Source organism: Azotosporobacter soli (assembly GCF_030542965.1).
Classification (GTDB): Bacteria; Bacillota; Negativicutes; order SG130; family SG130; genus Azotosporobacter; species Azotosporobacter soli.
Genome location: NZ_JAUAOA010000016.1, coordinates 44,644 through 59,650 on the forward strand (window position 1 = coordinate 44,644; position 15,007 = coordinate 59,650).

Here is a 15,007-nt window from a genome sequence, read left to right on the forward strand (position 1 = left end):
TGATTCAAATGAAAGATAAATACAGGATGCTTTGCGAAAAAAATCCAAGCATACCGATTTTTTCACAGAGCTGGTGGTTGGATGCGGTCTGTGGCATGGAGGGCTGGGAGGTTTTGTTAGTTGAGAAAGGCGGCGAAGTGGTTGCTAGCTGGCCGTATAACGTACGGAAAAAGTACGGCATGCAGTGGGTGTATATGCCGACGTTAACGCAAACGCTGGGAATTTGGCTAAAATATCCGGACGGACAAAAATATGCGAAGCGGTTGCCCTATGAAAAAGAGCTTATAGATGAATTAATTAACCGATTTCCTTCCGTCGATTTTTTTTGGCAACAGTTTCACTATTCTATTACCAACTGGTTGCCGTTTTACTGGCGTGGCTATAAGCAGACCACAAAATATACATATGTAATTGATGACTTATCAGATTTAGAAGCCGTTTTTGCCAACTTTGAGCATGCGAAACGTAAGAATATCAAACGGGCGGAAAGCCTGGTCAGCGTAAAGTTTGACTTGGGTGCCGATGCATTTTATGAAAATCATAAGATGACCTTAGCGAAGCAAGGTGAGACAATCAGCTACTCGCGCGAAGTGTTCGAAAGGATGTATCAAGCCTGCTACCAAAACAATGCCGGAAAGACGATTTATGCGGTGGATGCGGACAATCATTTGCATGCAGCGCTGTTCATAATATGGGACTCAAATAGTGCCTACAATTTAATTAGTACAATTGATTCCGAGTATCGAAATAGTGGTGCTGCCAGTTTATTGGTTCGCGAGGCAATCCGGTTTGTCAGCGATAAAACCGCAAAATTTGATTTTGAAGGCAGCATGATTGAAGGGGTTGAAAACTCGTTTCGGCAATTCGGCGCGGTGCAAAGACCATACTTTGCCATCAGCAAGAACAGTCGTAGATTCAGAGTATGTCAATCGTTGCGCGAGCTGGCCATATCAATGCTGAAAGGGTGAAGTACAGACGGGTAAAGGGGACTGTGATTGGCTGGCTATGAAAGATACGCGAACCGGAAATTCTATGCGCAACATGGCCTATGGCTTCGGCGCTCAAGCGCTGAACATGGCGATCGGGTTCGCTGGACGAACCGTATTTATCCATCAATTGGGCGTGATTTATTTAGGAGTAAACGGTTTGTTCGCAAATATCCTTTCGCTATTGGCGTTGGCTGAGATGGGGGTCGGCAATGCGATTCTGTACAACCTATATAAGCCGGTGGCAGAAAACGACAAGGCAAAGATTTCTGCGCTGATTGCACTACTCGCTACAATTTATCGCCGGGTCGGTATAACCGTCGCGGTGGTGGGGCTTGGCATACTGCCGCTGCTGGAGAGCTTGATAAAAGATCAAGCGAACATCGTCAATTTGCAGTTGGTTTATCTGCTGTTCTTGGTGAATTCAGTAATAACTTACTTTTTTGCGCATAACAGCATACTGTTAATTGCTGAGCAAAAGCGATATGTCATAACCAAGTATGCAATCTGCTTTAATCTGCTTCAAAACAGTTTGCAAATACTGATCTTGTATATGACGCATGATTTTATTTTATATTTATGCGTACAAATTAGCTGTACTTTTTTCAATAGTTATCTGGTGACTAAATATGTTGAGCGGGTTTATCCGTTTATTGGTAAAGCTAGCGGCGTCTTAGATAAGGCGGTTATATACAAAAATATCCGCGCTATGTCGATGCATAAGGTTGCCACCACGGTTCTCTATTATACGGATAATATTTTAATTACGATGTTTTCCGGAATTTATTGGGTCGGAATCTATGCGAATTATACAATGATTTTGGGAATCGTCACGCAGTTTGCTGGCGTGCTGAATTCTTCGCTAAGCGCCAGCATTGGACATTTGAATGCGATGGAAAGTCAGGGGAAATCGCATCAGGTATTTGAAGCCAGTTTTCTGGTGAATTTTTGGGTTAACGGCGTTTGCTTGATCGCACTTTGTTTGCTGCTCAGTCCATTCATTACGCTGTGGCTGGGCAAAGAATACGTGTTAGACGGAAGTATTCTAGGAATGATTTTGCTTAATTATTATCTGCTGAGCATGCGAGCTGTGGTAATTATGTTCAAGGATTCTCTGGGGCTGTTTTGGAATGATCGGTATAAAGGTCTGGTGGAGTCATTAATCAATGTAACAGCATCCATTATATTAGGAAAAATGTTTGGGATTATTGGCGTCTTAGTGGGAACATTCACAGGAATGATGCTGAGCTGTTTTTGGATTGAACCATATGTATTATTCAAATATGGCTTTAAAAAATCGGTATGGCATCACTATATTCAATATGGCATCTATACAATAGCGTTGACTGGCGCATTGTTTATAACAGAGAAGGCTTGTGCATATTTTCCTGACGATACCGTGGCTGGTTTTTTCGGAAAGTTTTTTTGCTGCATGCTAATTCCTAATCTCCTGTTCAGCATCTGTTTTTTTAAAACGGATGCATTCAAGTATGTGTACGGTAAAGTTAAAGCACTTTCAAAACAGACAAAAGATGCAGAAAGGAGTGGTGAACGTGAATCCGGATATTAGTGTTATCGTTCCCATATATAAAGTAGAAGCGCATGTGCGAAAGTGCATTGAATCAATATTGGCGCAAAGCTTTACTAATATTGAAATCATTCTGGTTGACGACGGATCACCGGATAATAGTGGAGATATTTGTGATGAATATGCAAGAAAAGATCCTAGAGTCAGAGTAATACACAAGGAAAATCGGGGCGTGAGTTCGGCAAGAAATGTCGGTGTTGATATGGCATGCGGACGCTATATTGGTTTTGTCGATGGTGATGACTGGGTCGAGCCGGACATGTATTTGACGTTGCATGAAGCAATGCGCGAATATGATGCAGATATTGCCCATTGCACCCATCGCAATGTCAAGTTAACTGATTCAATACAATGTGCGGAGCCGGAGAACAGCAATTGTGACGGTGGAATACAGGTATACAGCCGTGAGGAAGCGCTACTGGAACTGCTGAACAATATAAAGATCACCAATTTATCAGGAGACAAACTGTACAAGGCAGAACTGTTTGACGGCATTATATATCCAGAAGGGCAGACTTACGAAGATTGGTATACGGTGCCTAAATTATTAGCGTGTGCAAAACGCATCGTAAAAGTCAGAAAAATACAATATTATTATCTGCGACATTTGAACGGCATTACGGGAACGTTAAATATCAGTAAGCGATATGACTTCTTTTGTGCGGTAAGGGAGCGGGCGCGTTTTATTAAAGTGAATTATCCGCAGTTAGCAGCTCCGTATGCAGCCGACTTTATCAAGATTAGCCTGATGCTATGCTATGACTTGAAAAAAGCGGATTCCATCAACAGCAACGTCTGCGTTAAGGAAATACAGGACTGCTTACGCGAGTATCTGCCAGCGGGGCTGTTGAACAAAGAACTGCCGTTGCACTGCAAGGGGTATCTGATTTTATTGGGTTTGAATATGAACCTATATGCAGCCTGCAAAACGGTTATCCAAAAAATACGTGGTGGATCGACAAATGTCATTAGCGTCTGATCGTACGAGAAAAAGTGAAATGCCGAGGTGGGAAAGCCATGTTGATCATCCGTTGTGACGCTTCTTATCCCGAAGAACGGGCTTACATATATGATGTCATATTTCGAGAGTTTTGGGGAATCTCTTATCGAGTCGCTATTGAAGACAGAACGGACATTGTTATTGCATGCTCACAGGATGCGGAGAAGGAAATACGTTTAGCGGATGTTTTTTTTCAGACACCTGCGACGCAGTGGATGACGGATTTATCGTTGCCCATGCAACCTTTAGAGCAATGGGAAATTATGCAGCCAGAAATAGCGGAGTTGGTAGTGGATGATACGTTGCCAGTCATTTTCGGATACCGATTGCGGCACGATGGCTATGTAATGGAGTCGAAAGAGAAAATTCAACTTGGTATTGATGTTTTCGGCGCAGCATTTTTAATGCTGACTCGTTATGAAGAAGTGGTCAGGCAAGACTATGATGAACACCACCGATTTGCGGCAAAATCGTCATTGGCTTTTCAGGAAGGTTTTTTGGCGAGGCCGATCATTAATGAATATTTGGAAATTCTGTGGTGGTGTATAAAAAAAATATGGCCGACTTTGCAGCGGAAGAACCGGCGGTTCAAAATGGTTGCGACGCATGATGTTGATTTTCCATTTTCTTATGCGTTCCGAACTTTGGCGCAGACAGGACGCAGCATAGTGGCTGATGTCTTGAAACGCCAAGATCCGGGAATGGCTATAAGGCGTTTAGCTCGTACGTACCAAGTGAGAAAAGGGAATTATCTGGCTGATGAAAATTACACATTTGATACGATTATGGACATTAGTGAAGCGAATGAGATAAAAAGTTGTTTTTATTTCATGACAAGTCATTCTCATGCCAGTTATGATACGTTTTATCCTCTGAACCATCCGTTGATGCAAGCCTTGATGAAACGGATTAGCGAGAGGGGACATGAAATCGGTCTTCATCCGAGCTATGAATCGTTTCAAGATGGCACGCAGATCAAAAAAGAGTGTGCGTATTTGAAACAAGCTTGTGCGGGAGTCGGCATAGAACTGGGAAGGATCGGCGGACGGCAGCATTATTTACGATGGTCGCCGGATACCTGGCAGCATTATGAGGATGCTGGACTGGCATATGATACTTCAGTATCCTACGCTGACCATATTGGTTTTCGTTGCGGCATCTGTTTTGAATATCCGGTATTCAATCTAAAAAAACGCAGGATGCTCGCTCTTCGTGAGCGGCCTCTGTTGGTCATGGAATGCAGCGCGCTGGACAAACAATACATGGGGCTGTCTTGTGCACAGGCAAAGTATGAAATGAGCAAACTGAAAGAAACGGTCAGGAAATATAATGGGGACTTCGTTTTATTATGGCACAATGACCGGCTGTCAATAAAGACGCAGCTTGCAGTATATAAAAGTTTGTTTGACAATGAGGTGCTTTAATGGAAGGTGCAAATCTATCGCTTCAAGAACGGGTGATGTTGTTTTTCGCTATGTATATTTTCGGATTAAGTCCGGCGCTACATATTCTAGGTAAAGTGGGGGTTATGCCGTCGATTCCTCAAAGTCTGTTCTGCATCATTCCCATTGTAATCATATGTATTAAGGCCCATGGTATGTTCATCCGATCAGAAGTGCCGTTTTTACTGTTGTATGGATATATATTTTTTTATTCCATGCTTGGATATTCTGAATTGGAATTGAGCGTAAATACATTTTCGGCTATACGGTACACTTTTTTTGGATCAGTGTATCCGTTCATACTGTTTTTGTTTTTTCGACAACCTCAATTATGGCAAATCATCTGTGCCAACAAAAAAAATATTGCAAGGTTATGGGCTTTTCTCACTGTTCTCTATGTCGCGTTGTCGATATACGGAATGTCATTGGTCGGCGAAAGCGGAGGGGTTTTGTCGCTTTCATTACGGCATTTGGTCAAGTTTTTACGTGACAGCGGCGAAGCCGAGTTTGACGTTGGTTATCAGGCAATCGGTGACAGTTACGTTTGCTTAACATTGTTGTTGTTGTGCTTATATCGCTCTTTGCTTGTACGCGTGATGATTTTCGGTGTGGCGGTATATATTTTATATATCGTAGGATCTAGGGCCAGCTTATTGTTTTTTGTTGCAGCAATAATGCTAGTGAAAATTGCTCGGATGAAATTTAGCAAAAATGAAATTATTATGGCTACCATACTGATGACGATGGTCTGCGGAATTTTTTCAGCTAATCTTATTGCTAAAACGGATGTCTTGGATCTGGAGGCAAATCCGATGGTTAAGCTAATGGTGGGCGTGGTTATTGAGCCTGAAAAAGATGAGTCTTATGTAGCGAGGCAATCATTAGCGAAAAGAAATACAGATGCTTTGATCCGATCTGATTTCTTGGGGGCTTATCGATTTGAGATAAAGGAAGGCCGGGCTGGAAATTATACGCATTCTGTTATCTCGATTTTAGAAGAGTATGGTGCAATTGGATTTGCCGCCTTATTAATTGCGTATGCGGCGGGATTGTTGCAGGCTATACGTCAGGCGCGGAGCAATGAGGTGTTGGCAAAGTATGCGTTGTATATGATGGTTTTTTGGGGCATGAATATGTTTCTCGCACGGGCCTATGACAACATCATCTATTGGTTTGCAATAGTGATGGGCATTGTATCCGCAGCAGGAATAATTAGAAGCGAGACAGGGGAGCAAGAGTTATGAAAAATGTACTAATAATTAGCTATCACTTTCCGCCGATCAACAATATTGCTGCAAGGCGCTACGGTTATATGGTAAATCATTTTGAGAAAAATGGTTGGACGCCTTGGGTTATCACGACTAACAGTGAAGGTTCGCTGCCGCAAGAAATACCGGAAGAGCGGGTTATACGCCTAGGTCATCACTTTCAAATAAATGAAAAGATTGATCACAGTAAAATTTCAAAAGCGGCGAATGGAATTAAAGGTTGGCCTCGTTTGGCGCATGCCGTACTGAGAAAATTGAATTTTCGCTTAAAGGCGATCGACAGATATTTGTTCACCTGGTATAAAGATGTATGGAAGAGGCGTCACGAGATAAAACAGATGCTGCCAAAGATAGATTTGATAGTAGCCACATTTGATCCGGCGACAGCGCTGTGGTTGGGTCGAAACTTCGCCAACTTCTATAATGTTCCATGGATTGCGGATTACCGAGATTTAGCGGCGCTGCATCCTGTGGCGCGAAGCCGGTTTGCACAATTTATCGATGTACGGATTGAGAGGAAGTTGTTGGCGACGGCGAGTCGCTTGACAACGGTTAGTGAGTCTTTGGCAGGTCTGTTAAGTTCCGTGCACGGCAAGCGGTGCGACGTGATATACAATGGCTGGGATCATGGCGAATGGCCGCAGGATTGTAAAGAATACCTTCCGATACGAGAAATTCCGCAGATGCCATATCTTTATTATGCCGGTCGTTTTTATGAACATCAGATTGATAGCGTAAAATTGTTGATGATGGTTTTAAAGGAAGTCGGGAATATTGCATTGGTCATTCGGTCGCTTGGGCCGAGCAATATAGAAATTGAGATTAACGAATTTGGGAAAAAAATACACGTTGATCATCGGGTCGTAATGCTTTCCTCATGTGATTATCAGACAGTGTACCACGAAGCTCAGCATGCGATGGCAAATGTAATCTTTGAAGATTTGTGTATGGATGATCCGTGGTCAAAAGGGACGCTAACTGGAAAGTTATTTACTTTACTGCCATTGCGTCCGCCTCTCATTTGCATTGCACGCGCTGACTCGGAAATGGGAAGGATTTTAGATATTACCCAAAAGGGCAAGCTGCTATATTCAGTGCCTGAAATGATTCAATATATCGAATCGATTGCAAAGCTAACGGCGCCGGAATCTATCTCGAATGCGGTAAATCAGTTTTCACGAGAAGTTCAGGCGGAAAAAATGGTGAAAATGTTTAACGAAGTTACTGAAGATAAAGCGCAATGCGAGCAGTTTGCCTGATGATGGGAAGGCGGAGGCGTGAATATGAAGATTGAGGTATTGGTTGCAACGATGCATCAAAAAAATTTGGCGTTGGCAAAGAAAATGAATATTAAAACAGATGCGATCATCATCAACCAGTGCGATGGACATTCTTATCAGGAAGAGCGATACAAGGATACCTGCATTAAGATGTATTCATTTGCTGAGCGGGGTGTAGGGAAAAGTAGAAATAATGCGTTGATGAGATCGACGGCGGATATCTGTGTAATGGCAGATGATGATGTGGTGTATCTTGATGATTATGAAGAAATCGTCCGCGCTGCCTTTCAGCGAAACCCAAAGGCGGATATGATCATGTTTAATGTGCCAAGTGCTAACAAGGAGCGTGATAATATAAAAATCAAAAAAAATTGTCGAGTAAGATTTTATAATTGTCTAAAATACGGCACGTTTAACATTGCGTTCAGACGAGAAGCGGTCTTAAAAGCTAATGTTTATTTTTCACTTTTGTTTGGCGGGGGGGCTGCTTATGGCGCCGGAGAGGACAGTCTGTTCATTGCGGAGTGCTTGGATAGGGGGCTTGTTATTTATACAGACACAAGCAAAATTGCGGACGTTTACCACGATACGTCAACTTGGTTCAAAGGATTTAATGAAAAATACTTTTTTGATAAAGGCGCATTTTTTGCGGCATTATCTCCTGGACTAGCAAGGCTGTTGATTTTGCAATTTGCCGTTAGAAGACACGACTTATATAAAATGTCGATCTCGTTTACAAATGCGTGCAAGGCAATGACGAGAGGAATGCGACAGTTTAGTCAGGCTAAAAATGTGAAGTGAGGAGGGATTGAAATGAATAGCAACGCGAATTTTCAATCCGATTTAGTTTCCATCATTACGCCAGCATATAATGCGGAAAAATTTATAACGGAAACCATCAAATCGGTGTTGGACCAGACTTATCAAAAGTGGGAAATGTTGATAGTCGATGATTGCTCTACAGATGCCACGATTGACATCGTTAAGAAAATATGTGTGTGTGACAAACGCGTTATATTGATTGAATCAGAGAAAAACGGCGGACCTGCAGCTGCAAGAAATATCGGTCTTAAATATGCCAAAGGCCAGTATATTTCATTTCTTGATAGTGATGACACCATTTTGCCGGAAAAATTGGACAGGCAGATAAAATTTATGCGAAGCCAACTTGCTGCCATTTCGTTCTCGTCATATCGGGTAATGTCAGAAACGGGAGAAAAGTTAGGTGATCTAATTGAAGCGGTCGAAGAGGTTACCTATGAAGATGAAATGCATCAGACGCTAATTGGCGGCGGAACGGTTATGATTGATCGCCGTCTCACCGGAGATTTTGAATTTAAGTCGGCCAGAAATGAAGATTATCTGTTGTGGTTGCGATTGTTGAAATGCGGTCATCGTGCCTATGGGCTGCCAGAAGATTTAGCACGATACCGAAAGCTGAAAGGATCACGTTCAAGCAATAAGCTAACATCGGCAATGGGTGTCTGGAAAATACACCGCCAGCATGAAGAATTGAATTTTTTTGAAGCGGCCATTTGTTTTTGTAGTTATGCGATAACATCGCTGCTGCGAAATTACCGGGTACGGCCTAGATAAAGGAGGCAGTTTATATGAAGGCTAAACGAATATTTGACTTGTTATTGGCTTGCGGTGCCTTAGTTATACTGGCTCCATTGCTTACAATTACGGCACTGGTCATAAAATTTGATTCAAGTGGACCGGTTATTTTTGCGCAACGGCGCGTCGGTTGTAAGGGTAAATTATTTTGCATGTACAAATTTCGTACTATGCGGGTTGGAACTCCGGAAGTAGCTACAGATCAGTTGGCGGATGCGCAGCGGCATATTACCAGAAGCGGCGCATTTCTGCGGAAATACAGCATCGATGAATTGCCGCAATTGCTCAATATTATCAAGGGCGATATGAGTCTTGTCGGACCACGCCCGGCATTGCCCAGTCAGAAAGAATTGGTTTGCCAACGTAGTGAAAGAGGAGTAGATGTGCTGCGTCCCGGCTTGACAGGATGGGCACAGGTAAATGGAAGAGATGAAATACTACTGGCGGAAAAAGTCAAACTGGACAACGAATACAAGGTGCGTCAGTCGTTTAGTTTCGATCTGTACATCATATGGCTGACTGTATATTCTGTGGTTCATGGTACTGGCGTCAAGAAAATGAAAACGGCTGGGAAAGTCAAGGGAATGGATGTCAGCACAAAAGGAGGGGGATAAAAATGATAATGACGAAACAAGATTATTTACTTTATTTAACGGCAGATCGAATTGCTTTGGGAGAGACGCGCATAAGTCCTAGATGGTTTGGTGATGAAATTTGGAAATTTCAGAGACTCTTGCGGAAGGCTGAATACCTGAAAAATTGCAAGAGCGGATTGTTTTGGCAATTATACTATCAATATGTTCAATTCAAACGTCATTATCTGGGGATTTTTTTAGGTCTGAGTATTCCTTTGAATGTATTTGGACCGGGGCTGTCAATTGTTCATTATGGCACGGTTATTGTGAATAGTGGGGCGGTTGTTGGCGCTAACTGTCGTATTCATGGCTGTGTTAATATCGGCAGCCAAGCAGGGAATGTTACACAGGCTCCAGTGATCGGCGACAACGTCTACATTGGACCGGGGGCAAAGCTGTTTGGTACGATCAAAATTGCCGACGGCATTGCAATCGGAGCAAATGCCGTCGTCAATAAGTCTTTTTTTGAGCGGAATATAACGATTGCCGGAATGCCGGCACGAAAAATATCTGAAAGAGGCGCAGGAGAATATGTAATTGATGCACTTGCTGCAGCGAAGCTACAGGTTGCAAGCGCATGAGATATGGGAAAATAGTATTGTTACTAATTTTGCTTGTAAGTTTTTGCGGTTGCAACTTTAATTTAATAGCATTAAAAACAGGGGATTCTCAGCCAATGTTGCATAACAATGCTAAAGAAAATGTACATAAGACGATGATAGAGATGGAGAGCTTTGGCGCAAAGGGGGATGGGACAACTGATGATACGGTGGCATTTCAAACAGCTGTGAACTCGTTAGCCAGCGATAAATGGTTACATATACCGGCTGGAACCTATATGGTGGATGAAATCATGTTGCGTGCTGGTGCTGAGCTAGTCGGAGATGATGGAGCTGTCATAAAAAGCAGGACAGTCGGCAAAGAAATTTTCCATATAGCTGTGGATAATGTAACATTGCGCAACCTGATCATTGACGGAGATATGAAACGAAAAAATGCAATAAAAATGCTGGAGGCCAATGGAATTACAATTGAAAACTGTGAGATTAGAAATACGTATGGAGACAGTGTAGAATCCGGTTCTTGGGCGATCCTAATAAAAGGCGGTAGCAACATTGCAATCCAGGACTGTTATTTTCATGATATCAGCGGTCCCGAAAATGGCGTTCAGGGCGACAGTGTCGGGGCCAATCGAGCAGTTTGGAGTTGGAATGTGGCATCGATGACAATTATGAATTGTAGATTTGAGGAAATACGCGGATTTGAGGATGGAGACTGTATACAGATAACGGGAGAAAATGGTTGGCATTCGGATGTGAAGATACAAGACTGCAATTTTAACGGGTTTTATAAAAGGGCTATCAAAGTGCAGACATCTGGCGTAAAGATTATTCACAATATGATGACTGCTCATCCGGAAGCCGATCAAAAACGCAATTTTCAGGCGGCTATATCGATTTTTGCTGGCGATAATTTGGTTGATAATAATGTGATTGTGTTGCATAATTCCCGACTGGGTGTGGATTTGAACGGCCGAAACTGTAAAGTCGTCAATAACATGATTAGCGTGGATGAAGCGGGGAACAATAAAAGAACAGCGGGTATATATGTTTCAGCAGCGGCCAGTAACAGCACTGTTGAAAACAATACGATTTGCAATATTGCCGATGCAATTGAAATTAACAAGACAAGCATTGGCGTTGTGGAAAGAAAAAATATTCGGCAGTGAGTAGTTCAATAAAGGAAGGTATGTATGGCGCGTGCGAGGCTGAAAACAAAAAAGCTTTTAACACCAGAATTAGAGCTGGCTCTCATCTGTTCAGGGCCGGAGGTAAGTGCGGATGCTAAAGGGAGATTGGCGGGGATTGCAAATGGAAAAATCGATTGGACGCTGTTTCTTAAGCTAGTAATGCGGCATCAGTTATTTCCGATGATTTATTGGAGATACAAAGAACGTTATCTGCCGGTGTTCCCCGTATCTGTTGTGGCGGAGTTGCAGAAGGCCGATCGAATGAACAAGATTAGAACGATGCAAATGACAATGGAAATGACGGAGTTGGTTAGAGGTTTGGCCGAGAGAGGCATCAGTGCAATTGTCGTCAAAGGAATACCACTGGCCCAGATGCTGTATCAGAATATAACGCATCGCACATCAAATGACATTGACATATTAGTTAGGCAAGACGAACTGGAAGCGGCAAAACAAGTGTTGGAGGAGAGGGGGTATGAGGCGGAAAAAGAGCAGTATTGCTTGATTCATGACGCTTTGCCAGAATGGATCGAACAGACACAGAGCGTCGCATGTTTTGATGCACGGCGCAAAATCATGGTTGATCTTACCATTTGCTTGGGATCCCATGGAGCTGTTATACCCTGGGAAGAAATTGAAGGTTGCATCGAAGAAATCATATTTGCGGGTCAGATGATCCGAGTGGTGAAAAAAGAGGTCTTGTTTTTACATTTGATTCTTCATGGTGCAGGGCATGCATGGTTTCGCTTAAAATGGCTCTTGGACATCGCCTATATACTGGAGAAAGGCGAAATTTCTTGGCGGGAGTTGTACCGATTAAGCGATAAAATCGGTGTTAGTCATATTGTGAATCAATCTTTACTCTTGGTACACGAGATTTGTGGTATCACTCTTCCAGAGAAAATTGAGCGGAAAGCCAGCAATAGTAAGGTTGCTTATAAATTAGCGCAACAGGCTATGGAGCTTATGAAAATCAGCGATTTTAATCCGGTTAAATTAGGTCCTATGCCGCCGAGTAAAACATATTTTTTATATAAAAAATATCGATTTTGCATGTTGCATAGCTGGAAACAAAGAATCCAATATGGTTATTATGAAGTTGTGAATCTAATCATGGGTATTGGCCGAGAATTGAGCATTAAGATTAGCGGATAAGTTTCGGCAGCATTGTATAAATGTGATGAAAAATGCAGATGAAGTTCGGCAATAGCAAGAAAGGAAGAACAACTATGAAGGATTATGCTAACGAGACGGGACGTAAAACATATCGTTACACCGTATACGGAATCAGTATTGAATCAGAATTGATGCTGCCTGAATTGAACATGACGGATAACAGCGTTACAGACGTAAAAATCGAAATCGGAAATGTAACGGATAAACTTGCGGTTGAAATACCGGACACAGGCAGTTATTGCTATTCGCAATCGGGAGAATTCATATATTGCGTAGAAGGGATCGGTGCATATCTGGTTTCGGGGGGCAGTCGAATTACAGTGCAACCTTATCGGCAGGCGGATGGGAATATGGTAAAGCTGTTTTTGCTAGGAACAATAATGGGAGTGCTGCTTATGCAGCGCGGATTGGCAGTGCTTCATGGGAGTTCGGTGCTAATCAATGGGCAAGGTGTTCTGTTTACGGGATTATCGGGTGCGGGAAAATCGACGATGGCTGCGGCCTTGCACCGACGTGGCTATTGTCTGATGGCTGATGACGTATCACCTCTACAGAGGGACGAACAAGGTCAGTTTTGGATTCAGCCTGGTTATCCGCAACAAAAATTATGGCAGGAAAGTGCGGAACTTGTCGGCATCAATACAGAAAATCTAGAAGTTGTTTCCGATGTATGGAAAAAATTTGCGTTGCCGCTCAAGGAAGGATTTCATGCGACTGCCGTCCCGTTGGCGGCTGTATATGAAATCGTTGCCCGTCAAGGCGGCGATATTGAAATTAGGCCGCTAAGAGGCGCAGCTAAAATGAGTATGATTATGGAAAACACATATCGCTGCGAACTGATGGATTGTTTAGGGCTGCGTATACAACATTTTGAGCAATGCGGTGCGATTGCTCGGCAATTGCCAGTGTTTCAACTGTCGCGCCCGGAGAAGGTGGATAGCTTACAGAAACAAGTGGAAGCTGTTGTGAGCCATTTGACTCAGCTTGACGCAAAACAGGCGTGAGCAAAATAAGCACATTATATATATAAACGGAGGCGACAAATGAAATCGACGAATAGTATTGAAATGGATACGATTGTAGTGCAGATAGAGGGGTTGGTGGCAGCCGATATGGATGGAGAAAAGGTCATGTTGAATATTACAACAGGAAAATACTTTGGTTTGGATCAAGTTGGTAGCCGAATTTGGGAATTGATTGAAACGCCCTGCGCCGTGTATGAAATTATTCAAAGTTTACGATTGGATTACGAGGTGCATGAGGAAACATGTCAAAAGGATGTACTGACTTTTCTAGGCCTCCTTCAGATACGTGGACTTATTACCATTGTTTAAACGATTGCGGCAATTTAATGGTTTGGCTTGGTGCGAGCAGAGTTTAATCATCCGAATTGTGATTCTCACGGCAGCGGCCCGCACAGCCATATTGTTGCTGCCGTTTTGCAAATTGTCGTTACTGCTAGGGAAGGAAAAGTCTGAATCGCCTGCCATGGCGACACAGCAGGAATACACGGCAGCCTGGCAGGTTGGTAGTATGATTGAACGCGTGAGCCGCTATACGCCGTGGCAAAGCAAGTGTCTTGTTCAGGCCTTGGTGGGGAAGTTGTTATTGCAGCGGCTGGGGATTGACGCAACGCTGTATATGGGGGTAGCGAAAGATGCGGATAATAAAATGATTGCGCATGCTTGGCTACGGTGTGGTGAAATGATCGTCACCGGGAGTGCTGGGCGGGAACAGTTCACGGTGGTTGGTTGCTTCGCAAGCAGGAAATAAAAAAGGCTACCGGCCATGAAAGGAGGTGATAACAATGAATAATGAAAAGACAGTTTGGACAGTGCCTCAGGTAACCGAGCTTTCGGTCGCAATGACCGAGTCGCAAAAGACTGGCGATCATTCGGATATGTGGACGGCCAGCCTAAATTTGTGCGGCGCGATACATTCTTAAGTTGTCGATGTCATTAGAGTAAATAGAAAAATAGTAAAGGAGGAAGATCAAAATGGAAAAAGCAATTTGGACGAGCCCGCAAGTTATGGAACTCGATATCAAAATGACGGAAGCTTATTATAACAAGAAGGGCGGAGGCAGCGACATGTATACCGGCGAGACGGGTATCAATGGTCAATTAATACCTTGCCCGGCCTGTAGTTAATAAGGTAGCCGTATAAAACTGCCTGGGCTTGCTTCGGCCTAAGGTTGCCGGTCGTTAAAATGACAGAACCGGCGCCTTGGCGGGCAGGCTAGGCAGGTTTTTATTGCAAGGAGAT

The 15,007-nt window shown here is 43.2% G+C and carries 17 protein-coding genes; all 17 read left to right on the forward strand.

Annotation, left to right across the window (positions count from 1 at the left end; translation table 11 throughout):
* Positions 1-8: 8 nt before the first annotated feature.
* The 17 genes from QTL79_RS13065 to QTL79_RS13145 all read left to right on the forward strand — a co-directional run bounded on the left by QTL79_RS13065 (position 9) and on the right by QTL79_RS13145 (position 14,892).
* Entirely contained in the window at positions 9-968 is a 960-nt protein-coding gene (locus tag QTL79_RS13065) for a GNAT family N-acetyltransferase (protein ID WP_346355414.1), read from the forward strand.
* 37 nt (positions 969-1,005) lie between these two features.
* Positions 1,006-2,556 carry a lipopolysaccharide biosynthesis protein gene (locus tag QTL79_RS13070; RefSeq protein ID WP_346355415.1) on the forward strand — a complete coding sequence of 517 codons (1,551 nt, stop codon included), beginning with the start codon at positions 1,006-1,008 and terminating at the stop codon, positions 2,554-2,556.
* Complete coding sequence (locus tag QTL79_RS13075; RefSeq protein WP_346355416.1) at positions 2,540-3,553, forward strand: glycosyltransferase family 2 protein; 1,014 nt, start codon at positions 2,540-2,542, stop codon at positions 3,551-3,553. Before QTL79_RS13070 ends, QTL79_RS13075 begins: the two co-directional genes overlap by 17 nt.
* A gap of 38 nt (positions 3,554-3,591) precedes the next feature.
* Positions 3,592-4,998, forward strand: a complete 1,407-nt coding sequence (locus QTL79_RS13080) for a polysaccharide deacetylase family protein (RefSeq protein WP_346355417.1) — start codon at positions 3,592-3,594, stop codon at positions 4,996-4,998.
* Entirely contained in the window at positions 4,998-6,260 is a 1,263-nt protein-coding gene (locus QTL79_RS13085; protein ID WP_346355418.1) for a hypothetical protein, read from the forward strand. Before QTL79_RS13080 ends, QTL79_RS13085 begins: the two co-directional genes overlap by 1 nt.
* Entirely contained in the window at positions 6,257-7,543 is a 1,287-nt protein-coding gene (locus QTL79_RS13090) for a glycosyltransferase (protein WP_346355419.1), read from the forward strand. The genes QTL79_RS13085 and QTL79_RS13090 overlap by 4 nt, the downstream gene beginning before the upstream one ends.
* Before the next feature lie 24 nt (positions 7,544-7,567).
* A complete protein-coding gene (locus QTL79_RS13095) occupies positions 7,568-8,365 on the forward strand; it encodes a glycosyltransferase (RefSeq protein ID WP_346355420.1) in 798 nt (265 codons plus the stop codon).
* Between the two features lie 12 nt (positions 8,366-8,377).
* The gene (locus QTL79_RS13100; RefSeq protein WP_346355421.1) at positions 8,378-9,160 is read left to right on the forward strand and encodes a glycosyltransferase family 2 protein; all 783 of its coding nucleotides are present in this window, start codon (positions 8,378-8,380) and stop codon (positions 9,158-9,160) included.
* A gap of 14 nt (positions 9,161-9,174) precedes the next feature.
* Positions 9,175-9,795: a sugar transferase gene (locus QTL79_RS13105; RefSeq protein ID WP_346355422.1), complete on the forward strand. Its 621-nt coding sequence runs from the start codon at positions 9,175-9,177 to the stop codon at positions 9,793-9,795.
* 2 nt (positions 9,796-9,797) lie between these two features.
* Entirely contained in the window at positions 9,798-10,397 is a 600-nt protein-coding gene (locus QTL79_RS13110; protein ID WP_346355423.1) for a serine O-acetyltransferase, read from the forward strand.
* Entirely contained in the window at positions 10,394-11,545 is a 1,152-nt protein-coding gene (locus QTL79_RS13115; protein WP_346355424.1) for a glycosyl hydrolase family 28-related protein, read from the forward strand. The genes QTL79_RS13110 and QTL79_RS13115 overlap by 4 nt, the downstream gene beginning before the upstream one ends.
* A 24-nt stretch (positions 11,546-11,569) precedes the next feature.
* Positions 11,570-12,721, forward strand: a complete 1,152-nt coding sequence (locus QTL79_RS13120) for a nucleotidyltransferase domain-containing protein (protein WP_346355425.1) — start codon at positions 11,570-11,572, stop codon at positions 12,719-12,721.
* Positions 12,722-12,795: 74 nt separating this feature from the next.
* Positions 12,796-13,746, forward strand: a complete 951-nt coding sequence (locus tag QTL79_RS13125) for a hypothetical protein (protein WP_346355426.1) — start codon at positions 12,796-12,798, stop codon at positions 13,744-13,746.
* Between the two features lie 39 nt (positions 13,747-13,785).
* Positions 13,786-14,076, forward strand: coding sequence for a lasso peptide biosynthesis PqqD family chaperone (locus QTL79_RS13130; RefSeq protein ID WP_346355427.1), 291 nt, complete (start codon positions 13,786-13,788; stop codon positions 14,074-14,076).
* Positions 14,069-14,515: a lasso peptide biosynthesis B2 protein gene (locus QTL79_RS13135; RefSeq protein ID WP_346355428.1), complete on the forward strand. Its 447-nt coding sequence runs from the start codon at positions 14,069-14,071 to the stop codon at positions 14,513-14,515. Before QTL79_RS13130 ends, QTL79_RS13135 begins: the two co-directional genes overlap by 8 nt.
* A 34-nt stretch (positions 14,516-14,549) precedes the next feature.
* Positions 14,550-14,687 carry a hypothetical protein gene (locus QTL79_RS13140; RefSeq protein ID WP_346355429.1) on the forward strand — a complete coding sequence of 46 codons (138 nt, stop codon included), beginning with the start codon at positions 14,550-14,552 and terminating at the stop codon, positions 14,685-14,687.
* Between the two features lie 52 nt (positions 14,688-14,739).
* The gene (locus tag QTL79_RS13145; protein WP_346355430.1) at positions 14,740-14,892 is read left to right on the forward strand and encodes a hypothetical protein; all 153 of its coding nucleotides are present in this window, start codon (positions 14,740-14,742) and stop codon (positions 14,890-14,892) included.
* Positions 14,893-15,007: the final 115 nt, after the last annotated feature.

Excerpts from the sequence above, each read along its gene's own strand:
- QTL79_RS13065 (WP_346355414.1), top strand. The coding sequence starts at position 9 with ATGAAAGATAAATACAGGATGCTTTGCGAAAAAAATCCAAGCATACCG.
- QTL79_RS13070 (WP_346355415.1), top strand. The coding sequence starts at position 1,006 with ATGAAAGATACGCGAACCGGAAATTCTATGCGCAACATGGCCTATGGC.
- QTL79_RS13080 (WP_346355417.1), top strand. The coding sequence starts at position 3,592 with ATGTTGATCATCCGTTGTGACGCTTCTTATCCCGAAGAACGGGCTTAC.
- QTL79_RS13085 (WP_346355418.1), top strand. The coding sequence starts at position 4,998 with ATGGAAGGTGCAAATCTATCGCTTCAAGAACGGGTGATGTTGTTTTTC.
- QTL79_RS13090 (WP_346355419.1), top strand. The coding sequence starts at position 6,257 with ATGAAAAATGTACTAATAATTAGCTATCACTTTCCGCCGATCAACAAT.
- QTL79_RS13095 (WP_346355420.1), top strand. The coding sequence starts at position 7,568 with ATGAAGATTGAGGTATTGGTTGCAACGATGCATCAAAAAAATTTGGCG.
- QTL79_RS13100 (WP_346355421.1), top strand. The coding sequence starts at position 8,378 with ATGAATAGCAACGCGAATTTTCAATCCGATTTAGTTTCCATCATTACG.
- QTL79_RS13105 (WP_346355422.1), top strand. The coding sequence starts at position 9,175 with ATGAAGGCTAAACGAATATTTGACTTGTTATTGGCTTGCGGTGCCTTA.
- QTL79_RS13110 (WP_346355423.1), top strand. The coding sequence starts at position 9,798 with ATGATAATGACGAAACAAGATTATTTACTTTATTTAACGGCAGATCGA.
- QTL79_RS13115 (WP_346355424.1), top strand. The coding sequence starts at position 10,394 with ATGAGATATGGGAAAATAGTATTGTTACTAATTTTGCTTGTAAGTTTT.
- QTL79_RS13120 (WP_346355425.1), top strand. The coding sequence starts at position 11,570 with ATGGCGCGTGCGAGGCTGAAAACAAAAAAGCTTTTAACACCAGAATTA.
- QTL79_RS13125 (WP_346355426.1), top strand. The coding sequence starts at position 12,796 with ATGAAGGATTATGCTAACGAGACGGGACGTAAAACATATCGTTACACC.
- QTL79_RS13130 (WP_346355427.1), top strand. The coding sequence starts at position 13,786 with ATGAAATCGACGAATAGTATTGAAATGGATACGATTGTAGTGCAGATA.
- QTL79_RS13140 (WP_346355429.1), top strand. The coding sequence starts at position 14,550 with ATGAATAATGAAAAGACAGTTTGGACAGTGCCTCAGGTAACCGAGCTT.
- QTL79_RS13145 (WP_346355430.1), top strand. The coding sequence starts at position 14,740 with ATGGAAAAAGCAATTTGGACGAGCCCGCAAGTTATGGAACTCGATATC.